Genomic DNA, 21,968 nt, shown 5'->3' with positions numbered 1-21,968 from the left:
GGACTGTGTCAGCACGTTACCAGATCGCCGGGAAGACGTCGGCCGCGATTTCGGCCAGCGTCGAATCCGGCATCCGTTCCGGAGTCCTCGCCGCCGGGGCCGCCCTGCCCGCCGTCCGGGCGCTCGCCGCCGAGCTGGCGGTCAGCCCGGCCACCGTCGCGCGGGCCTACCAGGAGCTCCGCCAGCGGGGCCTGATCGTCACCGCCGGCCGGCACGGCACGCGCGTCCGGCCCCGCCCGCCGGTGGCCGGTGGCCGCTCGACCCTGCTGCCGCCGCCCGCGCCCGGGGTCCGCGACCTCGCGCTCGGCCAGCCCGACCCCCGGCTGCTGCCGCCGCTCGGCCCGCACCTGGCCGCGCTCGCCACGCACCTGGGCCCACCCTCCGGGTACGCGAGCAGCGCGGTGCTGCCCGCGCTCGCCGACGCGGCCCGGGAGCGGCTCGCAGCGGACGGCGTGCCGGTCACCGAGATCACCGTCACCGGCGGTGCGCTGGACGGGATCGAGCGCCTGCTCGGTGCCCACCTCCGCCCCGGCGACGCGGTGGCGGTGGAGGACCCTGGCTGGGCCAACCTGCTCGATTTGGTCGCCGCGCTGGGGCTGCGGCCGATCGGCGTGCCGGTCGACGACGACGGGCCCACCGAGGCGGGCGTCGCCGCCGCACTGACCCTCGGCGCCCGGGCGCTGGTCGTCACGAGCCGCGCGCAGAACCCGACCGGCGCCGCGGTCTCCGCCGAACGGGCCGGGCGGCTGCGGGCGCTGCTCGCCGGCCGGTCCGACCTGTTGCTGATCGAGGACGACCACGCCGCCGAGCTGGCCCCCGTCCCGCTGCACCCGCTCGCCGGCGCGACCCCGAGCTGGGCCTTCGTCCGTTCGGTCAGCAAGCCGTACGGGCCGGACCTGCGGCTCGCGGTGCTGGCCGGCGACGAGGCGACGGTGGCCCGGGTCGCCGGGCGGATGCGCGCCGGCGCCGGCTGGGTGTCCACCGTCCTGCAACGGCTGGTCCTCGACCTGTGGTCCGACGCGTCGGTGGACGCGCTGGTGGCCCGCGCCGGCGAGAGCTACGAGCGGCGCCGCGCCGGCCTGATCGCCGAGCTGGCGGCGCGCGGGGTGGCGGCCCGGGGACGCACCGGGATCAACGTGTGGCTGCCGGTGGCCGACGAGACGAGCACCGTGACCGCCCTGCGGGACGCGGGCTGGGCGGTGGCCCCCGGTGCGCTCTACCGGATCGGTGCCGACCCCGCCGTCCGGCTGACCGTCAGCACGCTCGACGAGGCGGACCTCGCGCCGCTCGCCGACGCGGTCGCCCGCGCCCTGCGCCCCGGCACCCCGAGCGTCTACACCGCGTGATCGACCCGATGCCGCCGGCATGGAGTCGGAAACCCCGCCCGACGCGCCGGGCCGACGGGGCCCGCGTGAGTGGGGCCACACGGGGTAGAACGGTCGTCATGGCCGAGACCGAGACCGAGACCGCGCCCGGTGCCCAGCTGTTCATCCCGCCGAGGGCCGACACGCTCGACGCCCTGCGGGTCGCCGCCGCCGGCTGCCGGGGCTGCGAGCTCCACCAGGACGCCTCGCAGACCGTCTTCGGTCGCGGCGACGAGAGTGCCCGGGTCGTCCTCGTCGGCGAGCAGCCCGGTGACATGGAGGACCAGAAGGGGCTGCCGTTCGTCGGCCCGGCCGGTCGGCTGCTCCGACAGGCGGTCGACGACGCCGGGCTCGACCCGGGGCACATCTACCTGACGAACGCCGTCAAGCACTTCCGGTTCGAGCTACGGGGCAAGCGGCGCATCCACCAGACCCCGGACCGCGTGCACATCGTCGCCTGCCGCCCCTGGCTGGTCGCCGAGTTCGCCAAGCTGAGCCCGGACGTCGTGGTGGTCCTCGGGGCGACCGCCGCCAAGGCGCTGCTCGGTCCGGCGTTCCGGGTCACGAAGCAGCGCGGGGAGCTGCTGCCCTGGCCGGACGCCGCGCAGTACCCGGAGCACTTCAGACGGGTGCCGGTGGACAGCGCCGGCACGGTGGCCGACGCCCCGCGGGCCAGCCTCCTGGCCACCATCCACCCGTCCGCGGTGCTTCGCGCGGACAACCGGGACGTCGCCTACGAGGGCCTGGTCGCCGACCTGACCGTCGCCGCCCGCGCCCTCGCCGCCTGATCCCCGGGCGGTGCCGGGGCCCGCTGGGCAGGACGGGTGAGCGGTGCCACACTTGCCGCCATGGAGCAGCATCTGTACGAGCGGGACCACGACGAGTTCCGCGACCTGTGCCGGGAGTTCCTGACCCGCGAGGCCGTGCCGCACCACGAGCGCTGGGAGGCGGCGGGGATCGTCGACCGGGAGGTGTGGCGCAAGGCCGGGTCGGCCGGGCTGCTCGGCATGGACGTCGACCCGGAGTACGGCGGTGGCGGTCAGCAGGACTTCCGGTTCAACGCGGTGCTGGTCGAGGAGATCGTCGCCGCGGGCTGTTCCGGGCTCGGGTTCGGCCTGCACAACGACGTCGTGGCGCCGTACCTCACCGAGCTGACCACCGACGACCAGCGCAAGCGGTGGCTGCCCGGCTTCTGCTCCGGCGACCTCGTCACCGCGATCGCGATGAGCGAGCCCGGCGCCGGTTCCGACCTGGCCGGCGTCCGCACCAGCGCGGTCCGCGACGGTGACAGCTGGGTCCTCAACGGACAGAAGACGTTCATCACGAACGGTGAGATGGCCGACCTGGTGCTGGTCGTCGCCCGGACCGCCGACCAGGGCGCGCACGGGGTGAGCCTGATCGCCGTGGAGACCGGCACGCCCGGCTTCAGCCGGGGGCGGCGGCTGGCCAAGGTCGGCCTCAAGGCCAACGACACGGCGGAGCTGTTCTTCGACGACTGCCGGGTGCCGGCGGAGAACCTGATCGGCACCGAGAACCACGGCTTCTACCACCTGATGGCGAACCTGCCCCGGGAGCGCCTCAGCATCGCGGTCGTCGCCGTGGCCGCCGCGGAGAAGCTGCTCGCCGTCACCCTGGACTACGCCCGCAGCCGGGAGGCGTTCGGCCGGCCGATCGGGAAGTTCCAGCACAACCGCTTCCTGCTGGCCGAGCTCGACACCGAGGTGGCGATCGCGCGGACGTTCGTCAACCACTGCGTCACCGAGTTCAACGCCGGGCGCCTCTCGGTGACCGACGCGGCCAAGGCCAAGTGGTGGACCACCGAGCTGCAGAACAAGGTCGCCGACCGTTGCGTCCAGTTGCACGGCGGGTACGGCTTCATGCTGGAGTACCCGGTGGCGAAGGCCTGGCTGGACGGCCGGGTGCAGACCATCTACGGCGGCACCACCGAGATCATGAAGGAGATCATCGGTCGCGGCCTCGGCCTTTAGGGCGGGTGTCGAAGTCGCAGACCTGATGCCGTCGGCCGGGGCGGATGCGCAAGGATAGGCACGCCGTCTACCCCTTACGTCTCCGGGAGTCGCCGATGGCCACCGACCTGACCGCGCCGGCGCCGGTCCGGCCCGACGTCGCGCCGATCCAGCGGCGGACCCTGCGCCTGCTCTTCGGCACCCAGGTCATCGGCGGCATCGGCGTGACCATCGGCATCGCGGTCGGGGCGCTGCTCGCCGCCCGGGTAGCCGGCACCGCGGTCGCCGGCCTGGCACAGAGCGCCGCCGTGGTGGGCGGTGCGCTGCTGGCGGTCCCGGTCACGCGGATCATGAACGGGTACGGCCGCCGGCCGGGGCTGGTCGTCGCCTACCTGGTCGGCGCGGTCGGCGCGGTGCTCGTCGTGGCCGCCACGGTCACCCGCTCCGTGCCGCTGCTCTTCCTCGGCATGCTGTTCTTCGGCGGGGGCACCGCCGCGAACCTCCAGGCCCGGTACACCGCCGTGGACCTGGCCGACCCGGCCCGCCGGGGTCGCCAGCTCTCGATCGTCGTCTGGGCCACCACGATCGGCGCCGTGTCCGCACCGAACTTCGCCGCGCTCGCCGACGAGGTCACCAGCGGGTGGGGGCTGCCGCCGCTGGCCGGTCCGTTCGCCTTCAGCGCCGCCGCGTTCGTGCTCGCCGCCGGCGTACTCCTCGCACTGCTGCGGCCCGACCCGCTGCTCACCGCGCGCCGGCTGGCGGCGGCCGACGCGCCGGTCGCTCCGCCGCCCGGCGCCGTCGAGGCCCCCGCCGCCTCGCCGCCCGCGGCCACGCTCGAGGCCCCCGCCGCCCTGCCGCCCGCGGCCACCGACGCGCCGGTCGCTCCGCCGGCCACGGCCACCGTCGGGGCCCCGGCCGCCCGGCGCGGCGCCGGGATGCGGGCGGCCTGGCAGGTGGTACGCGGGCTCCCGGCGGCCCGGCTCGGCATCGCCGCGGTGGCGGTCGGTCACGTGGTGATGGTGGCGGTGATGTCGATGACCCCGGTACGGCTCGGCGAGTCGCACGGGGACGCCGACGTCCTCCGGGTGGTCGGCATCGTGCTGAGCCTGCACATCGCCGGCATGTACGCACTGTCCCCGCTGGTGGGCTGGCTCACCGATCGGCTCGGGCGACGGGCGGTCATCCTCGGTGGCGTCGGGCTGCTGCTCGCCGCGTGCGCGGTCGCCGGCACCGCCGGGCACCACACGCCCCGGCTCTCGGTCGGCCTCGTCCTGCTGGGGCTGGGCTGGTCCGGCACCATGGTGGCCGGCTCCACGCTGCTGTCGGAGTCGGTGCCGGCGGCGGTCCGCCCGAGCGTGCAGGGGTTCTCCGACCTGGTCATGGGGCTGTCCGGCGCCGGGGCCGCCGCGGTCAGCGGGTTTGTCATGCGGGCGGCGGGTTATCCGGTGCTCACCCTGCTGGCGGCGATCGCGGTGGTGCCTCTGGTGGCGCTAGCGTTGCGTCCGGTGTCCGTGGGGGCACCCGACAAGGAGGATTGACACGTGCGGCTGACCGACTTCTGGGCGCGACTGGAGGAGGCGTTCGGCCCGGGGTACGCGGCCAGCATCGCCAGCGACCAGGTGCTGTCCCAACTCGGTGGGCGGACGATCGAGCAGGCCCTCGCCGCGGGCGAGGAGACGCACGTCGTGTGGCGGGCCGTCGTCGCCGCGTACCCCGACCGGGTGCCGGCCCGACTACGCTGAGCAGCCGTTTCTCCGCGTCCGCGTGTCGCTTGCCCGGTCGTACACCTGTTCGGCTATTGTCCACAGCGGGGTGCTCGTCCACAGCTCGCGGCCTCGTCGCTGGTTTTCTGTCGGACCCAGCGCCTAGCGTGTCCGCGTGACGCGAAGCTCAGCAAAGACGCCGGCGAAGGCAGGGGTGGCAACGATGGCGGCAGCGCCAGACCGGGAGAAGGCACTCGACCTTGCTCTCGCTCAGATCGACAAGCAGTTCGGCAAGGGCTCGGTGATGCGGCTGGGCGAGCGCCCGGTCATCCAGACCGCGGTGGTCCCGACCGGCTCCATCGCGCTCGACGTGGCGCTCGGCGTGGGCGGCCTGCCCCGCGGCCGGGTCGTCGAGATCTACGGCCCGGAGTCCAGCGGTAAGTGCCTCACCGCTGATACGCACCTCTGGACGGACCGCGGACTCGAGACCGTCGAGGAACTCTTCGCGCGCTGTGGCCAGCCGGTGAGTTGCACGAGTCGGGTCACCGACATCCGCGACCTCGGTGTGCGGATGGTCAACGAGCGGGGTGAGCTCGAACCGGTAGCGGCACTGACCCACAACAACCGCAAGCGGGTGATCAAGCTCGGGCTGCGTTCCGGGCGCACCGTGACCGCGACAAAGAACCACCCGCTGCGGGTGATCACCGAGCGGGGATTCATCGCCTGGCGCACCGTCGGCAGCATCCGTCCTGGCGACTTCCTGGTGTCGGCCACCTTCGGTGCCTCGGAGGCGGCCCTCGGCGATGGCCTCTCCGAGGACGAGGCCGTGATCCTGGGCTATCTCGTCGCCGAGGGCTCACTCGGCTACGAGCACAGCGTCCGGTTCACCAATTGGGATCCCGAGGTGAGCGGTGAGTACTGCCGCCTCATGGAGCAGACGTTCGGTGTCGAGGTCCGCAACTACGACAACAAGGAGTTCGTCGTCTCGGGCGGGGAGTTCCGCAAGCGCCTTGCGGAGGAGTACGGCCTCGACTACGTGACGGCACACGGCAAGAGCGTCCCTTACCGGGTGCGCACCGCTGGCCACAAGATGCAGCGCGCGTTCTTGTCGGCGCTGTTCGAGGGCGACGGGTGGATCGACGAGAGTTCCACGATCGGGCTCGGCACCGCTTCCGAGCAACTGGCCCGCGAGGTTCAGTTGCTGCTCTACGGGCTCAACATCCCGAACACCGTCTCCGCCAAGTGGAACGAGAAGTACCAGCGCGACTACTGGACCGTCACGGTCAACCCGTCCGTTGCGCACCGGTTCCTCGCGGAGGTCGGGTTCCGCTCCGCGCGGCGCCGCGCGCAGGTTGAGCGCTGCTTCCAAGTCAGTAAGCGCGATGCCCAGTTCGAGAACGCCCCGCATCTCAAGGGACTCATCCAGGATCTTCGTGACGACTGTGGGGGTGATCGGGAGTTCGACCGAATCGCAGGCGACCTCTTCCGTACGGACTTCGGTCTGGCCTGCTCCCGCACCCGGCTGATGAAAATCGTCGAGTGGGGGGAACGGCGGCAGGCGCGCCTGTCGGCGTCAGGGAGAGCCATCGTGGCGCACCTTCGGCATCTCGCGACCTCCAGGTACACCTACGAGGAGGTGGTCGAGGTCGTCGACGCTGGCGCTCAGCCGACCTTCGACGTCATGTTGCCGGGAACCCACAGCTTCCTCGCCAATGGGGTGCTCTCACACAACACCACCGTCGCCCTCCACGCGGTGGCGAACGCCCAGCGGGCCGGCGGCATCGCGGCCTTCGTCGACGCCGAGCACGCGCTCGACCCGGAGTACGCGAAGGCCCTCGGCGTCGACACCGACGCCCTGCTGGTCTCCCAGCCGGACACCGGCGAGCAGGCGCTGGAGATCGCGGACATGCTGGTCCGCTCCGGCGCGCTCGACATCATCGTCATCGACTCGGTCGCCGCGCTGGTGCCGCGCGCCGAGATCGAGGGCGAGATGGGCGACAGCCACGTGGGTCTCCAGGCCCGGCTGATGAGCCAGGCGCTGCGCAAGATGACCGGTGTGCTCAACAACACCGGCACGACGGCGATCTTCATCAACCAGCTCCGCGAGAAGATCGGCGTCATGTTTGGAAGTCCCGAGACCACCACCGGTGGTCGGGCGCTCAAGTTCTACGCCTCGGTCCGGCTCGACGTGCGTCGCATCGAGAGCCTCAAGGACGGCACCGACGTGGTCGGCAACCGCACCCGGGTCAAGGTCGTGAAGAACAAGGTCGCCGCGCCGTTCAAGCAGGCCGAGTTCGACATCATGTACGGCAAGGGCATCTCCCGCGAGGGCTCGCTGATCGACGTCGGCGTCGAGCAGGCGATCATCCGCAAGTCCGGCGCGTGGTACACGTACGACGGGGACCAGCTCGGCCAGGGCAAGGAGAAGGCCCGCGAGTTCCTCCGGGAGAACCCGGACGTGGCCGCCGAGATCGAGAAGAAGATCCTGGAGAAGCTCGGCGTCGGGATCGGTGCGGGCGACGCCGCCGGTGGCCCGGAGCTGCCGCCGGTCGACTTCTGATCCTGACCTGTGGCATCACGACGCGCCCGTACGGGGCGAGGCTGGGACGCCGGCCCGCCCCGCACGGGGGACGCCACGACCCCCGCACCGCGCCGGGGTCGCCGTGGCCGGGCCACCGAGACCGATGCCGAGGTCACTCCGCCCCGTGACGAGGCCGAGGTGGCCCGGGAGATCTGCCTGCGTCAGCTCGCCGTACGCCCGCGCACCCGTGCCGAGCTCGCCGGCGCGCTGGCGAAGCGGGGCATCTCCGAGGAGGTCGCCTCGGCGGTCCTCGACCGGTACGACGAGGTCGGCATCATCGACGACGCCGCCTTCGCCCGTGCCTGGGTCTCCAGCCGCCACGCCGGCCGGGGTCTCGCCCGCCGGGCGCTCGCCACCGAGCTGCGCCAGCGTGGCGTCGACGGGGACGCCGCCAAGGCGGCGCTCGGCGAGTTGGACGACGAGACCGAGGCCGAGACCGCCCGCGCCCTGGCGGAGCGGAAGCTTCGCACCGCACGGGGTGAGCCGGACGTGGTGTTCCGCCGGTTGGTCGGCATGCTGGCCCGCAAGGGCTACTCGCCGGGGGTGGCGATCCGCGCGGTGAAGGACGCCCTCGCGGCGCAGAGCGCCGAGGCGGCCGAGTTCGCCGACCATATCGACGAGGACGCCCTCGCCGACGCCGAGGGCGATCTTGACCGGGAGAGCCGCTCACTCGACTGACCGGCGTACGCCAGCGGCCCCGCCCGCAACCGACGGCTGGCGGCGCCGGCTGTCACCAACCCGCCTCGACCGGCCGGAATGGCCCGGCGGCGTGTCCGCGTTTGTCCGCCGCTGTCCTGCCTCTGATCAGCGGAGAGTCGCCTCGCAGATTCTCTCCGTTCGGGGGGTTTGATCATGAGTTCTTGACCAGACCGCCCCCGGAGACCTAGCCTCGCCATACAGGCTCACATTGCCCGACCAGCGCAGGCTAAGCGCACAACATAGATCGCGTAACAGAACAGCATCACTTTGGCCGACCCAGTCGGTCCTGCTGTCAGCTCCGGACAAGCCGGTCCGGAGCCGACGTGACAACTGCACGTGACCGCCGACGATGCCGCCCGGGCACCGCCGGCGGGGAGCGCTACCCATGGCCAGCCGCTCCGGTCGGGCGTCCAGAGCCGCAGGAGCGTGCCCACCGGCACGTGCCTGCGGCGCGACGTTCAGGGGAGGCGCGCCATGGCTAGGCGGCAGGTGTCACCAGGGAGACCGGCATGAGCGCGCGGGCCGGCGGGGGTGTGGCATGAGCCCTTTCGACGTCGTCCTCCTCGTGGCCGTCCTGGTGCTGACGCTGGTCGTGCTCGGGGCGGTGCTGCTCGGTGTCCGCGTGGTACGGCGGCTCGGGACGGCGCCGGCCCCGGAGGACCCGGCCTTCATCGCCGAGAAGGACCGCCAGGAGCAGTCCCTCGCCGCGCTCCGCTCGGCGGCGGACGAGGCGAACAGCACGATCGACGTGGCGAAGTCGGCCGCCGCGGCGGCACGGGCCGAGGCGGCGGCCGCCAAGGCGGAGGCGAAAGCCGCGCGGGCGGAAGCGCGCCGGGTGCTCGACGACGCTCGGGCCGAGGCGGACACCATCCTGGAGCGGGCCCACAAGCAGGCCGAGGCCGACGCCGAGCAGCTGCGAACCACCGCGCGGCGCAGCGGTGAGCGGGAGGTCGCGGTCCTCGCCGCGACGACCCGGGAACAGGCCGCCGAGGTGGAGCGCCGGGCCGCCCGGATGGACGAGCGGGAGCGGCTGCACACCGAGGAGGTGGAGCGGCTCGCCGAACGGGAGCGGCAGCTCAGCGCCGCCAGCGCCGCTCTCGCGGCCCGCGAGTCCGCCCTCACCCAGCGGGAGGCGGAGCTGACGCTGGCGGAGGAGCACCGTCGCCGGGAGTTGGAGCGGGTAGCCGGGCTGACCGCGGACGCCGCCCGCGCGGAGCTGATCGAGGCGATCGAGGTGCAGGCCAAGCGGGAGGCCGCGCTGCTGGTCCGGGACATCGAGTCCGACGCCCGCAGCACCGCCGAGGACCGTGCCCGCCACATCGTCGTGGACGCCATCCAGCGGGTCGCCAGCGAACAGACCGCGGAGAGCGTGGTCAGCGTGCTGCACCTGCCCGGCGACGAGATGAAAGGCCGGATCATCGGCCGCGAGGGGCGCAACATCCGGGCCTTCGAATCGGTCACCGGCGTCAACCTGATCATCGACGACACCCCGGAGGCGGTGCTGCTCTCCTGCTTCGACCCGGTGCGTCGCGAGGTCGGCCGGCTCACGCTGGAGAAGCTGGTGCTGGACGGCCGGATCCACCCGCACCGCATCGAGGAGGTCTACGACCTGGCCCGGCACGAGGTGGAGCAGCTCTGCCAGCGGGCGGCCGAGGACGCCCTGGTCGAGGTCGGCATCACCGAGATCCACCCGGAGCTGGTCACCCTGCTCGGTCGGCTGCGCTACCGCACGTCGTACGGGCAGAACGTCCTCAAGCACCTCGTCGAGACCGCCCACATCGCCGGCACCATGGCGGCGGAGCTGCGGCTGGACGTGCCGACGATCAAGCGCTGCGCGTTCCTGCACGACATCGGCAAGGCGCTCACCCACGAGGTGGAGGGCAGTCACGCGATCATCGGCGCCGACGTCGCCCGCAAGTACGGCGAGAGCGAGGACGTGGTCCACGCCATCGAGGCGCACCACAACGAGGTGCCGCCGCAGACCATCGAGGCGGTGCTCACGCAGGCGTCCGACGCGTGCTCCGGCGGCCGCCCGGGTGCCCGGCGGGAGAGCCTCGAGGCGTACGTCAAGCGCCTGGAGCGGATCGAGGAGATCGCGGCCGGCAAGCTCGGCGTGGAGAAGGTCTTCGCCATGCAGGCCGGCCGGGAGATCCGGGTGATGGTGAAGCCGGAGGACGTCGACGACATCGGCGCCGCCGTGCTGGCCCGGGACGTGGCCAAGCAGATCGAGGAGGAGCTGACCTACCCCGGTCAGATCCGGGTCACCGTGGTCCGCGAGTCCCGCGTCACCGAGATCGCCCGCTGAGCCGGTTCACCCGCTCGTCGCTGCTACCGGCGGCCGGCTTATCGCGGCGGGGCGATCGCAGCGGCCATCGGCACGCGGTCCGGACGACGTCTCCGGGCTGCCCCACCGGTAGGGGCAGCCCGGGCGGGCGTCCTCAGCCCTGCGGCTCGGTGACGGTGGACCCGCCCCCGGGTGCCGAGTCCGGAGCCAGGTCACGGCGGGTCTGTCTCGGCATCCGGAAGCCGCGGGCGCGGCTTCGCCGGTCGAGCCAGCCGGCGAGGGCGGTGAGCAGCGAGTTGATCACGATGTAGATGACAGCCGCCACCATCGCCGCCGCCACGATGTTGCCCTTGTTGGCCGCGAGGTCGTTGACGCCGCGCTGGAGCAGCTCCGGGTAGGCCACGATGTAGCCGAGGGCGGTGTCCTTGAGCAGCACCACGAGCTGGCTGACGATGATCGGGAGCATGGCCCGGGCGGCCTGCGGGATCAGGATGAGCTGCATGACCTGGCTCTTGCGCATGCCGATCGCGTACGCGGCCTCGGACTGACCGCCGGGCACGGACCGGATGCCGGCGCGGAACGCCTCGGCGAGCACCGACCCGTTGTAGAGGGTCAGCCCGATGACCACCGCCCAGAAGGCGCTCACCGGCCCCTGGATCAGGAACGGCACGCCGTAGAAGACGAAGAAGATCATCAGCAGCAGCGGGACGGCCCGGAAGAACTCCACGACCGCACCGGCGGGGACGCTGATCCACCAGTGGTCGGAGAGGCGGCCGACGGCGAAGATGATGCCGAAGGCGAGGGAGAGCACCATGCCGACCGCCGCCGCCTTCAGCGTGGCCCACAGGCCCGGCAGGATGAACTGGGTCCAGGTCGCCGGCTCGGTGAACGGCTTCCAGAGCGCGGCCTCCCACTGGCCGGCCTCGTCGAACTTCGAGTAGATCCACCAGAGCAGCACGGCCACGCCGATGCCGAAGACGACGCTGAGCACCCGGTTGCGGACGCGGGCGCGGGGCCCCGGGTGGTCGTAGAGGACGGAGCTGGTGCTCATCAGCGCTTCACCGCCAGACGGTTGGCCAGCCAGCCGAAGAAGTAGCCGGTGGGGATGAGGATCGCGGCGAAGGTCCCCGCGAAGACCAGGAAGATCGGGATGACCGCGTCGCCGTTGCTGTTGATGAGGTCCTTCATCACGTTGGAGGACTCCATCAGGCCGATGGTGCCGACGATCGTGGCGTTCTTGCACAGGGCGATGAGGATGCTGCCGAACGGCGCGATAACCGAGCGGGTCGCCTGGGGCAACACCACGATCCGCAGCGTCTGGGCGAAGGTCAGCCCGATCGCGCGGGCCGCCTCGGCCTGGCCCGTCGGTACGGTGTTGACGCCGGAGCGCACGGCCTCGCAGACGAACGCGGCGGTGTAGACGGAGAGACCGATCACGCCGAGCCAGTAATTGTTCAGGTTGAGGTCTTCGGCGAGGCTCAGGCCCAGCGTCGAGAAGAGACCGAAGTAGCAGAAGAACACGACGAGCGTGAGCGGGGTGTTGCGGAAGATGTTGACCCAGGCCGCCCCGAAGCCCCGCAGCACCGGCACGGGGGACACCCGCATCGCGGCCAGCAGCACGCCGATCACCAGGGCGAAGACCGCCGACGCGCCGGTCAGCTTCAAAATCCAGAGAAAGCCCGACAGGTAAGCGTCGAAGTTCGTCGGATCAGCGAATACGTGCATGCTTCGGCTCCTGTGGCGTCGAGGCGGGGGTGACAGGCCGGGGCCGGCATCCCCGTGGGATGCCGGCCCCGGAACCGGTCAGACGCTGCCGCAGTTGGTCAGCTTGGTGGTGTCCAGCTCGGGCGCGGCCTTGCCGCTCTTACCCAGGGTCTTGTCCCACGCGGCCTTGTAGCTGCCGTCGGCCGCCGCGGCCTTCAGGATCTCGTTGACCTTCTCGCAGCCGGTCTTGTCCTCCTTCTTGAGGCCAATGCCGTACGGCTCATCGGAGAAGGTCTTGCCGACCACCTTGAACTTGCCGGCGTACTGATCCTGGGCGGCGTAGCCGGCGAGGATGATGTCGTCGGTGGTCACCGCGTCGACCTGGCCGTTCTCCAGCCCCGGCAGGCACTTCGAGTACGAGTCGAACTGCTGCAGCTTGGCCTTCGGGTAGTCGGTCTGAATCCGCTTGGCCGGGGTGGAGCCGGACACCGAGCAGACGGTCTTGCCGTCGAGCTGCTCCGGGCCGGTGATGGTCGAGTCGGCCTTCACCAGCAGGTCCTGGCCGGCGATGAAGTACGGCCCGGCGAAGTTGACCTTCTTCTTCCGCTCATCGTTGATCGTGTACGTGGCCACGACCAGGTCCACCGTGCCCTGCTGGATGAACGGCTCGCGGTTGGCCGACACCGTGGTCTTCCACTCGATGTTGCCCTCTTCGACGCCCAGGCCCTTGGCGATGATCTTCGCGATCTCGACGTCGAAGCCCTCGTACTGGCTGCCGGTCTGCAGGCCCAGGCCGGGCTGGTCCGCCTTGACGCCGATCACGAGCTTCTTCTGGCCCTCGGCCTTGCCCACGATGCCACTGGCGCCCGAACCGCCGGAGCCCGTCTCGCTGTCGCCGCCGCAGGCGGTCATCGCGAACGAGAGGGCGGCGACCGCGGCGACCGCCGCCACGCGCTTGATACGCATACTCTTCTCCTTCTTGAACGGAGCCCACCGGGGGACGGCGTTGCTCCACATACGGACGCCTAGTGCGTGAGGATCTTGGAGAGGAAGTCCTTGGCCCGCTCGCTGCGGGGGTTGGCGAAGAACTCCGTGGGCGGAGCGTCCTCGACCAGCTTGCCGTCGGCCATGAAGATGACCCGGTTCGCCGCGTGGCGGGCGAAGCCCATCTCGTGGGTGACGACGACCATCGTCATGCCGTCGCGGGCCAGGGACGTCATCACGTCCAGCACCTCGCCGACCATCTCCGGGTCGAGCGCGCTGGTCGGCTCGTCGAAGAGCATCGCCTTGGGCTGCATGGCCAGCGCGCGGGCGATCGCCGCCCGCTGCTGCTGGCCGCCGGAGAGCTGAGCCGGGAACTTGTCGGCCTGGTTGGCGATGCCGACCCGGTCCAGCAGGGCCAGGCCGCGCTCCCGGGCGACCGACGGCTTCTCCTTGCGGACCTTCAGCGGCCCCAGGGTGACGTTCTCCAGGATGGTCTTGTGCGCGAAGAGGTTGAACGACTGGAAGACCATCCCGACCTCGCTGCGCAGCTTGGCCAGCGCCTTGCCCTCGGCAGGCAGCGCCTGCCCGTCGAAGGTGATGGTCCCGGAGTTGATCGGTTCCAGCCGGTTGATCGTCCGGCAGAGCGTGGACTTGCCCGAGCCGGACGGGCCGATCACCACGACCACCTCGCCGCGCCCGACCGACAGTGAGACGTCGTCCAGCACGTGCAGCGGCCCGAACCACTTGTTGACCGAGTCCAGCACGATGAGCGGTTCGCCCGTCGTCACGTCGTCCACCGTCCCTGTCGTCGCGCGGCCGAGGTCGGATGGCCCCGGTTGGGCCACTGTAGGCGGGGTGATGTGGCGGAATGCAACTCAGTTGGTCACGGAGCGGTAACACCGTTGGCGGGACGTGCCGGGAGTCCGTTTCTGACCGCTCGGCTGGCGTCCACCGGCCGCGACGGAGATCATGTGGGGATGACCGAACCGGTCCGGCTGACCCGGTACGCCCGCGGCGGCGGCTGCGCCTGCAAGATCCCGCCGGGCGAGCTGGAGGCGATGGTGGCGGGCCTCGGCCCGGCCCCGGGCACGGCCGATCTGCTGGTCGGTCTCGACCACGGTGACGACGCCGCCGTGGTCCGACTCGACGAGCGTACGGGCGTGGTCAGCACCGCCGACTTCTTCACCCCGGTCGTCGACGACGCGTACGACTGGGGGCGCATCGCCGCCACCAACGCCCTCTCCGACGTGTACGCGATGGGCGGCACCCCGCTCGTCGCGCTGAACCTGCTCTGCTGGCCACGGGAGGTGCTCCCGCTGGAGCTGGCCCGGGAGGTGCTGCGCGGTGGGCGGGACGTCGCCCGCGACGCCGGCTGCCACCTCGCGGGCGGCCACAGCGTCGACGACGAGGGCCCCAAGTACGGCCTCGCGGTGACCGGGACCGTCCGGCCGGACGATCTGATCACGCTGGACGCCGGTCGGGCCGGGCTGCCGCTGTCGTTGACCAAGCCGCTCGGCGTCGGTGTGCTCAACACCCGGCACAAGGCCACCGGGGAGAGCTTCCCGGAGGCGGTCGCGACGATGACCACGCTGAACCGGGACGCCGCGCGGGCGGCGGTGGCGGCCGGTGTCCGGTGCGGCACCGACGTCACCGGCTTCGGGCTGCTCGGCCACGCGTCGAAGCTCGCCCGGGCCAGCGGGCTGACGGTGGCGATCGACACCACCCGGGTGCCGTACCTGGCGGGTGCCCGGGAGGCGGTCCGGGACGGCCACGTCAGCGGGGGCAGCCGCCGCAACCTCGACTGGGTCACGCCGTGGACCGACTTCGGCGCGACCGGAGAGGCGGACCGTCTGCTGCTGGCCGACGCGCAGACCTCGGGCGGCCTGCTCGTCGCGGGCGAGCTGCCCGGTGCCACGGTGATCGGCGAACTGCTTCCCCGGAGCGAGCACCTGCTCGTCCTCCGCTGACCCCGTGTCGAGTGCCTGGCGCGGCACCATACCCGATAAACTGTCACCTTCCCGCTACTCGGAGCAATGGGGCCCGAGGAAATTTTGCCCGGAATGGTCACAGACCGGTAACTTGCCCCCGGCTGAGGTCAAATGCACCCCACCATCGTCAGTAAGGCCCGATCCGGAGGCCGGTGGGACGAGCACAGCGAGGAGGCGGCATGACCGAGCTGTGGAACTGGAGAATCGACCAGGTGCGGCCGGCGGAGGTCTGGCCGGCGCTGGCCGAGGCGCTCGGCCGGGTGGTGATGCCCCTGGCGGTGGCCGACCCGATGCGGCTGCCCCGGTACGCGGTGGTCTGCGACATCTGGCAGGCGCCGGGGGAGTTCGCCACGATCGTCGACTGCTACGGGGTGCCCGACACCCTGGCCGAGCTGCCCAGCGTCGCGGCCCTGGCCCGCCTGCTCAACCGCAACTGCGTGCTGCGCGACGACACACTCGACGAGACCCGGCACCTGCTCGTCGCCCCCGACGGCACGATCCGCCCGGTGCACTTCGACGTCCGCGAGACGGACGACGGCGAGGTCCTCAGCAACCAGCGGCTCTGCACCGAGGCCAACCCGGGCTGTCGCGGCTGGTCCCGCTGCCACCGCTCGCGCTGGGCCCCCGACTCGGTGCTCCCCGCGCTCGCCGCCGCCTGAGGCGCAAGCAAGCTCAGTTGGGTGTGGGGGTGCGTCGGTTCCGTACCTCCAACTGGTCCAGCAGGGTCGCGGTGGCCGTCGCGACCGCGGCTACCGCGGCGTCGAACGCCGCGGCGTTGTGGGCGGCCGGCGCGCGGAACCCGGAGATCTTCCGGACGTACTGCAACGCTGCGGCCTGGATGTCCGCGTCGGTCACCGCCGGGGTGAACGGCTCACGCAGGGTCTTGATGCTCCGGCACACGGCTCCTCCTCGATTCCGGCCCATCCGGGCTGTCCGGATACGCTGTCCACGTCATGACTACCGCAGCGGCGAGCAGCCCGCGCACCTACCAGGTGCGCACGTACGGCTGCCAGATGAACGTGCACGACTCCGAGCGCATTTCCGGCCTGCTGGAGCAGGCCGGTTACGTGCGCGCGGCCGACGCCGACGACACCCCCGACGTGGTCGTCTTCAACACCTGCGCCGTGCGGGAGAACGCCGACAACCGGCTCTACGGCAACCTCGGTCATCTGCGCCCCGTCAAGGACCGGCACCCCGGGATGCAGATCGCGGTCGGCGGCTGCCTCGCCCAGAAGGACCGCGGCGAGATCGTCCGCAAGGCGCCCTGGGTCGACGTCGTCTTCGGCACGCACAACATCGGGTCGCTGCCGGTGCTGCTGGAGCGGGCCCGGCACAACACCGCCGCCGAGGTGGAGATCCTCGAATCGCTCGACGTCTTCCCGAGCACCCTGCCCACCCGCCGCGAGTCGACGTACGCCGGCTGGGTGTCGATCTCGGTCGGCTGCAACAACACCTGCACGTTCTGCATCGTGCCCTCGCTGCGCGGCAAGGAGAAGGACCGCCGCCCCGGCGACATCCTCGCCGAGGTCCGCGCCCTGGTCGACGAGGGCGTGCTGGAGGTGACCCTGCTCGGGCAGAACGTCAACTCGTACGGCGTCGAGTTCGGCGACCGGTACGCGTTCGGCAAGCTGCTGCGCGCCTGCGGTGACATCGACGGGCTGGAGCGGGTCCGGTTCACCAGCCCGCACCCGAAGGACTTCACGGACGACGTGATCGCCGCGATGGCCGAGACGCCGAACGTGTGCCACTCGCTGCACATGCCGCTGCAGTCCGGCTCCGACGACGTGCTGCGGGCGATGCGCCGCTCGTACCGCTCGGAGAAGTACCTGGGCATCATCGAGAAGGTCCGGGCGGCGATGCCGGACGCGGCGATCACTACCGACATCATCGTCGGATTCCCCGGCGAGACCGAGGCCGACTTCGAGCGCACCCTCGACGTGGTGCGCGAGGCCCGGTTCGCCTCGGCGTTCACCTTCCAGTACTCGAAGCGTCCCGGCACCCCCGCCGCGACCATGGACGGGCAGCTGCCCAAGCAGGTCGTGCAGGAGCGGTACGAGCGGCTGATCGCCACGGTGGAGGAGATCACCTGGGCGGAGAACAGGAAGCTGGTCGGGGAGACCGTCGAGGTGCTGGTCGCGGTCGGCGAGGGGCGCAAGGACGAGCGCACCGGCCGGATGTCCGGGCGCGCCCGGGACGGCCGCCTGGTGCACTTCGACGTCGGGTCGCTCGCCGGGCGGATCCGCCCCGGCGACATCGTGCACACCGTCGTGACGTACGCCGCCCCGCACCACCTGAACGCCGACGGCGAGCCGCTCGCGCACCGGCGCACCCGGGCCGGGGACGCCGCCGAGGCGGGGCGTGCGCCGCGTACCCCCGGGGTCCTGCTCGGCCTGCCCACGATCGGCGCGCCGGCGCCGGCACCCGCCGCGACCGGCGGCTGCGCCGCCCACTGACCGAGCGGGCCGGCGCCGCGCCGCGGCGCGCGACCTGGCTGACCCCAAGAGCCGGAGCGGCGGAAGCCCCGGTCCCGTCACGGGACCGGGGCTTCCGGCTCGATCACGTCAGCCGGCCTGCTCGGCCAGTTGGAGGAACTGCCGCTTCGAGGCCAGCGCCTGCTCGGCCTCCCGGATCCGGCGGGCGTCACCGGCGGCCTGGGCCCGGCCCAGCCGCTCCTCGGCCTCCGCGACCTGCGCCCGCATCTGGGCCAGCAGCGGGTTGTCCTGCGGGCTGGTGCGCCGCCACGCCGAGTCCATCACCTCGCGGACCTTCTCGTCGACGGCACGCAGCCGCCGCTCCAGGCCCGCCGCCGCCTCCCGGGGCACCCGCCCGGCCTCGTGCCACTGCGCCTGGATCTCCCGCAGCTTGGCCTGGGCACCCTTCGGGTCGCCGTTGACGTCCAGCGCCTCGGCCTCGGCCAGCAGCGCCTGCTTGCGCTCCAGGTTGGCGCGCTGCTCGTTGTCCCGGGCGGAGAAGACCTCGCTGCGCCGGGAGAAGAACGCGTCCTGCGCGGCCCGGAACCTCTCCCAGAGCCGCTGCTCGGCCTCCTTCGAGGCGCGCGGTGCCGCCCGCCACTGGTTCATCAGGTCCTTGAGCTGGCCCGCGGTGGCCGCCCAGTCGGTGGAGTCCTGGAGCTTCTCGGCCTCGGCGACCAGTTCCTCCTTGACCGCCTGGGCCTGCTTGCGCTGCGCGTCGAGGGAGGCGAAGTGAGCGCCACGCCGGCGGGTGAAGCCGTCCCGGGCCGCCGCGAACCGCTTCCACAGCTCGCCGTCGGTCTTCTTGTCGACCCCGCGGATGGTCTTCCACTCGTCGAGGATCTCCTTGAGCCGATCCCCGGCGGTCTTCCAGCCGGTCGACTCGGCGGCCAGCTTCTCGGCCTCCTCGACCAGGGCCGTCTTGCGGGCGAGCGCCTCGGCGCGGGCGGCGTCCCGGGCCGCCCGGGCCTCGCCGGCCTTCTCCTCGGCGACGCCGGCGAGCCGGTCCAGCCGGGCGGCCAGCCCGTCGATGTCGCCGACGACGTGCGCCTCGGCCAGCGAGGTGCGCAGCCGGCGGATCGTGCTGAGCGAGTGAGCCGCGTCCGCGGCGCCCGAGTTGAGCCGAGCCTCGGTCAGATCCACCTCGGTCACCAGGTCGGCGAAGCGACGGGCGAAGTGGGCCAGCCCTTCCTCCGGTGCTCCTGCTTGCCAGGAACCGACCACCCGCTCGCCCTCGGCGGTCTTGACGTACACGGTGCCGTCCGCGTCCACCCGTCCGAAGGCAGTCCAGTCGCTCATGTGCCCATCCTCGTTCTCCCGGCGTCGCGGGTCAGTCCCGCGAGCACCGCCACGGCGCAGCCAAGTTTCTCCCCGGCATTGTCACAGGTGCGCCCCCGTTCCCGTCGAGCGCCTATCGCCGACCGTGACCATACGGTGTCCTACCGCCCGCGCGCTCCCGTCGGAGGGTGAGTGTCGGAATCATCCGTACGGTCCAGACCCGTCGATCGGCCCCGACGACGGTTGCGGGACGCCCGGAGGTGGCCGCTCGGGGTGCGCAGAGGGGGATCGTCGCCCGGGGCGAGGCCCGTCCGACCGATCGGCGGGCACCCGGTCGCGCCCGCCGTGGCCCCGCTACGGTGACCAGGTGCCTCTGGTCGCCGCCGCCGTCTGCCCGCACCCGCCCCTGCTCGTTCCCGAGGTGGCCGGGGCCGCCGCGCCCGAGCTGGACGACCTCCGTACGGCCTGCGACGCCGCCGTGGCCCGGCTCCTCGCCGCCGGGCCCGACGAGATCGTCCTCGTGGGCGGCGGGCCCGCGACGACGCCGTTCGGCGCCTCCGACCGCGGGTCGCTGCGGGGCTACGGGGTGGACCGGAGCGTCCCGCTGGGGCGGACCGACGGTGCCGGCGCCGAGCGCCTCCCGCTGAGCCTGACCCTGGGGGCGTGGCTGGTCGGCCGCTCCGGCACCGCGTTGCCCCGGTCCGCCGAGGCGGTCGCGGTCGACGAGTCCGTGTCCGGCTGCGTGGACCTCGGTTCGGAGCTGCTCCGCCGGGGCGACCACCGCACCGCGCTGCTGGTCATGGGGGACGGTTCGGCCTGCCGGGGCGAGAAGTCCCCGGGTTACGACGACCCGCGCGCCGAGCCGTACGACGAGGGGGTCGCCCGGGCCCTGGCCGCCGCGGACGCCGACGCCCTGCTCGACCTCGACCCGGTGCTGTCGGCCGAGCTGAGGGTCGCCGGCCGCGCGCCCTGGCAGGTGCTGGCCGGCGCGGTCCGCGCGGCCGGCGGCGACTGGCGGGGCGAGGTGACCTACGACGCGGCGCCCTACGGCGTGGCCTACCTCGTCGCCTCCTGGGAGCCGGCGTGACCGGGCCGGTCGGGGCCGGTGGCAGCCGTCCGCCGGTCGGCGCGGTGGTCGCGGTGGTCGGGCCCACCGCGGCCGGCAAGTCGGCGCTGAGCATCGCTCTCGCCCACGCGCTCGACGGGGAGGTGGTCAACGCCGACTCGATGCAGCTCTACCGGGGCATGGACATCGGCACCGCCAAGCTCACCGTCGCCGAACGGGAGGGGGTGCCGCACCACCTGCTGGACATCTGGGACGTGACGGAGCCGGCGAGTGTCGCGGAGTACCAGCGGCTGGCGCGGGCGGCCGTCGACGACATCCTCGCCCGGGGACGGGTGCCGCTGCTGGTCGGTGGCTCCGGCCTGTACGTGCGGGCGGTGCTGGAGCAGTTCGAGTTCCCGGGCACCGACCCGGCGGTCCGGGAGCGGCTGGAGGCGGAGCTGGCGCAGGTCGGGCCGGCTCCGCTGTACGCGCGGCTGCGCGAGGCCGACGCGGAGGCGGCGGCGAGCATCCTGCCCGGCAACGGACGGCGGATCGTCCGCGCGCTGGAGGTGATCGAGCTGACCGGCGCGCCGTTCACCGCGTCGCTGCCCGAGCCCACGCCGTACTACCCGTCGGTGCAGGTCGGCGTCGACCTGGACACCGCGCCGCTCGACGAGCGGATCGCGCTGCGGGTCGACCGGATGTGGGCCGACGGCCTGGTCGCCGAGACCCGCGAGCTGGTCGGTCGCGGCCTGCCCGAGGGGCGTACGGCCAGCCGGGCGCTCGGCTACCAGCAGGTCCTGCGGTTCCTGGCCGGCGAGCTGACCGAGACCGAGGCGTACGAGGAGACGATCCGGGCCACCCGGCGGTTCGTCCGCCGGCAGCGGTCGTGGTTCCGGCGTGACCCGCGGGTCCGGTGGCTCGACTCGGCGTCGCCCGGGCTGGTGGCGGATGCCCTGCGGGTGGTCGCCGGCGCTGCGCGATGATGGGGATGTGGAGTTCACCAAGGGGCACGGCACCGGCAACGACTTCGTGATCCTGCCCGACCCGGACGGCGCGCTGGATCTCACGCCCGGCCTGGTGGCCGGGCTCTGCGACCGGCGGCGTGGCATCGGCGGTGACGGCGTGCTGCGCGTGGTCCGGGCGGCGAAGCACCCCGAGGGTGCCGCGTTGGCCGACGAGGCCGAGTGGTTCATGGACTACTGGAACTCCGACGGCTCGTTCGCCGAGATGTGCGGCAACGGCGCCCGGGTGTTCGTCCGCTACCTGTTGGAGACCGGGCTGGCCGCACCCGACGGCGCGGTGCTGCCGGTGGCCACCCGGGCCGGTCTCGTGCGGGCGCGCGTCGAGGGGGCGGGGGTGGCGGTCGAGATGGGCCGTCCCCGGCTGTACGACACGGCGACCGCCGCCCTCGGCGGGCTGACGCTGCCGGGCACGGCCGTCGACGTCGGCAACCCGCACCTGGTCTGCGCGCTGCCGGCCGGCCTGGACCTGACCGCGCTCGACCTCACCCAGGCGCCGCAGGTCGACCCGGCGGTCTTCCCGGCCGGGGTGAACGTCGAGTTCACCGCGCCGGGCGACCCGGTCGACGGCACGGACGGCCACGTCCTCATGCGGGTGTACGAACGTGGCAGCGCCGAGACCCTCTCGTGCGGCACCGGCGCCTGCGCCGTGGCCGCGGTCGCCCTGCGCGACGCGGGCCGCAACACCGGCGTGGTGGCGGTGGACGTCCCGGGCGGCCGCCTGGCGGTCACGATCACCGACGACACCTGCTGGCTCGCGGGCCCGGCGGTCCTGGTCGCGACGGGCGAGGTGACCCCTGCGGCCCTGACCTGATCCCACCGGTCCCGACCCTCGTCCCCGCGATCGTGCACTTTGTGCCTCGATGGTCCGGAAGGCG

The 21,968-nt window shown here is 72.6% G+C and carries 20 protein-coding genes and 1 pseudogene; 15 read left to right on the top strand and 6 right to left on the bottom strand.

Annotation, left to right across the window (positions count from 1 at the left end; translation table 11 throughout):
- Positions 1 to 5: 5 nt before the first annotated feature.
- From AB0873_RS01255 to rny, 9 genes and pseudogenes are all read left to right on the top strand, one after another.
- The gene (locus AB0873_RS01255) at positions 6 to 1,346 is read left to right on the top strand and encodes an aminotransferase class I/II-fold pyridoxal phosphate-dependent enzyme (RefSeq protein ID WP_366597916.1); all 1,341 of its coding nucleotides are present in this window, start codon (positions 6 to 8) and stop codon (positions 1,344 to 1,346) included.
- A gap of 98 nt (positions 1,347 to 1,444) precedes the next feature.
- The gene (locus AB0873_RS01250) at positions 1,445 to 2,152 is read left to right on the top strand and encodes a UdgX family uracil-DNA binding protein (protein WP_366597915.1); all 708 of its coding nucleotides are present in this window, start codon (positions 1,445 to 1,447) and stop codon (positions 2,150 to 2,152) included.
- Positions 2,153 to 2,212: 60 nt separating this feature from the next.
- Positions 2,213 to 3,352: an acyl-CoA dehydrogenase family protein gene (locus AB0873_RS01245; RefSeq protein WP_366597914.1), complete on the top strand. Its 1,140-nt coding sequence runs from the start codon at positions 2,213 to 2,215 to the stop codon at positions 3,350 to 3,352.
- Positions 3,353 to 3,447: 95 nt separating this feature from the next.
- Positions 3,448 to 4,869, top strand: coding sequence for an MFS transporter (locus tag AB0873_RS01240; protein WP_366597913.1), 1,422 nt, complete (start codon positions 3,448 to 3,450; stop codon positions 4,867 to 4,869).
- A gap of 3 nt (positions 4,870 to 4,872) precedes the next feature.
- Entirely contained in the window at positions 4,873 to 5,073 is a 201-nt protein-coding gene (locus AB0873_RS01235; RefSeq protein WP_073832642.1) for a DUF3046 domain-containing protein, read from the top strand.
- 184 nt (positions 5,074 to 5,257) lie between these two features.
- Positions 5,258 to 5,476 (top strand): annotated as a pseudogene (locus tag AB0873_RS01230) (hypothetical protein); the annotation flags it as partial.
- Positions 5,450 to 7,594: a recombinase RecA gene (recA, locus tag AB0873_RS01225; protein ID WP_230689122.1), complete on the top strand. Its 2,145-nt coding sequence runs from the start codon at positions 5,450 to 5,452 to the stop codon at positions 7,592 to 7,594. The pseudogene AB0873_RS01230 and the gene recA, both read left to right, overlap by 27 nt.
- Before the next feature lie 9 nt (positions 7,595 to 7,603).
- A complete protein-coding gene (locus AB0873_RS01220; protein WP_366597912.1) occupies positions 7,604 to 8,293 on the top strand; it encodes a regulatory protein RecX in 690 nt (229 codons plus the stop codon).
- 559 nt (positions 8,294 to 8,852) lie between these two features.
- Positions 8,853 to 10,619 carry a ribonuclease Y gene (gene rny / locus AB0873_RS01215; RefSeq protein WP_366597911.1) on the top strand — a complete coding sequence of 589 codons (1,767 nt, stop codon included), beginning with the start codon at positions 8,853 to 8,855 and terminating at the stop codon, positions 10,617 to 10,619.
- A 133-nt stretch (positions 10,620 to 10,752) separates the two neighbouring features.
- On the opposite strand, the gene AB0873_RS01210 is transcribed toward rny, so the two are convergent.
- The 4 genes from AB0873_RS01210 to AB0873_RS01195 all read right to left on the bottom strand — a co-directional run bounded on the left by AB0873_RS01210 (position 10,753) and on the right by AB0873_RS01195 (position 14,083).
- Positions 10,753 to 11,649, bottom strand: a complete 897-nt coding sequence (locus AB0873_RS01210) for an amino acid ABC transporter permease (RefSeq protein ID WP_366597910.1) — start codon at positions 11,647 to 11,649, stop codon at positions 10,753 to 10,755.
- Complete coding sequence (locus tag AB0873_RS01205) at positions 11,649 to 12,323, bottom strand: amino acid ABC transporter permease (protein ID WP_155333483.1); 675 nt, start codon at positions 12,321 to 12,323, stop codon at positions 11,649 to 11,651. The genes AB0873_RS01210 and AB0873_RS01205 overlap by 1 nt, the downstream gene beginning before the upstream one ends.
- A 78-nt stretch (positions 12,324 to 12,401) precedes the next feature.
- Positions 12,402 to 13,268, bottom strand: coding sequence for a glutamate ABC transporter substrate-binding protein (locus AB0873_RS01200; RefSeq protein ID WP_155333482.1), 867 nt, complete (start codon positions 13,266 to 13,268; stop codon positions 12,402 to 12,404).
- 59 nt (positions 13,269 to 13,327) lie between these two features.
- Complete coding sequence (locus AB0873_RS01195) at positions 13,328 to 14,083, bottom strand: amino acid ABC transporter ATP-binding protein (RefSeq protein WP_155333481.1); 756 nt, start codon at positions 14,081 to 14,083, stop codon at positions 13,328 to 13,330.
- Between the two features lie 180 nt (positions 14,084 to 14,263).
- Here AB0873_RS01195 and selD point away from each other — a divergent pair, with 180 nt between their 5' ends.
- Positions 14,264 to 15,253, top strand: a complete 990-nt coding sequence (gene selD, locus AB0873_RS01190) for a selenide, water dikinase SelD (protein ID WP_366597909.1) — start codon at positions 14,264 to 14,266, stop codon at positions 15,251 to 15,253.
- A gap of 200 nt (positions 15,254 to 15,453) precedes the next feature.
- A complete protein-coding gene (locus AB0873_RS01185) occupies positions 15,454 to 15,933 on the top strand; it encodes a hypothetical protein (protein ID WP_155333479.1) in 480 nt (159 codons plus the stop codon).
- Positions 15,934 to 15,946: 13 nt separating this feature from the next.
- On the opposite strand, the gene AB0873_RS01180 is transcribed toward AB0873_RS01185, so the two are convergent.
- Complete coding sequence (locus AB0873_RS01180; protein ID WP_155333478.1) at positions 15,947 to 16,174, bottom strand: DUF2277 family protein; 228 nt, start codon at positions 16,172 to 16,174, stop codon at positions 15,947 to 15,949.
- A gap of 53 nt (positions 16,175 to 16,227) precedes the next feature.
- Between AB0873_RS01180 and miaB the strand changes: the two genes are divergently transcribed.
- Positions 16,228 to 17,727: a tRNA (N6-isopentenyl adenosine(37)-C2)-methylthiotransferase MiaB gene (gene miaB / locus AB0873_RS01175; protein WP_366597908.1), complete on the top strand. Its 1,500-nt coding sequence runs from the start codon at positions 16,228 to 16,230 to the stop codon at positions 17,725 to 17,727.
- A gap of 108 nt (positions 17,728 to 17,835) precedes the next feature.
- Here the strand turns inward: miaB and AB0873_RS01170 are convergent, their stop codons facing one another.
- Positions 17,836 to 19,044: a DUF349 domain-containing protein gene (locus tag AB0873_RS01170; RefSeq protein WP_366597907.1), complete on the bottom strand. Its 1,209-nt coding sequence runs from the start codon at positions 19,042 to 19,044 to the stop codon at positions 17,836 to 17,838.
- A gap of 346 nt (positions 19,045 to 19,390) precedes the next feature.
- Between AB0873_RS01170 and AB0873_RS01165 the strand changes: the two genes are divergently transcribed.
- From AB0873_RS01165 to dapF, 3 genes are read left to right on the top strand one after another with little or no spacing between them, the layout of a single operon-like run.
- Positions 19,391 to 20,110: a class III extradiol dioxygenase subunit B-like domain-containing protein gene (locus AB0873_RS01165; protein WP_366597906.1), complete on the top strand. Its 720-nt coding sequence runs from the start codon at positions 19,391 to 19,393 to the stop codon at positions 20,108 to 20,110.
- Positions 20,095 to 21,054 (top strand): tRNA (adenosine(37)-N6)-dimethylallyltransferase MiaA, encoded by a 960-nt coding sequence (gene miaA / locus AB0873_RS01160; RefSeq protein ID WP_230689121.1) that lies wholly within the window; start codon positions 20,095 to 20,097, stop codon positions 21,052 to 21,054. Before AB0873_RS01165 ends, miaA begins: the two co-directional genes overlap by 16 nt.
- A 7-nt stretch (positions 21,055 to 21,061) precedes the next feature.
- Complete coding sequence (gene dapF, locus AB0873_RS01155; protein ID WP_366597905.1) at positions 21,062 to 21,904, top strand: diaminopimelate epimerase; 843 nt, start codon at positions 21,062 to 21,064, stop codon at positions 21,902 to 21,904.
- The last annotated feature ends 64 nt before the right edge of the window (positions 21,905 to 21,968 follow it).

This window comes from Micromonospora sp. NPDC047707 (assembly GCF_040704235.1).
In the GTDB taxonomy this organism is placed as follows: Bacteria; Actinomycetota; Actinomycetes; order Mycobacteriales; family Micromonosporaceae; genus Micromonospora.
This window is presented reverse-complemented; position numbering and strand designations above follow the sequence as displayed.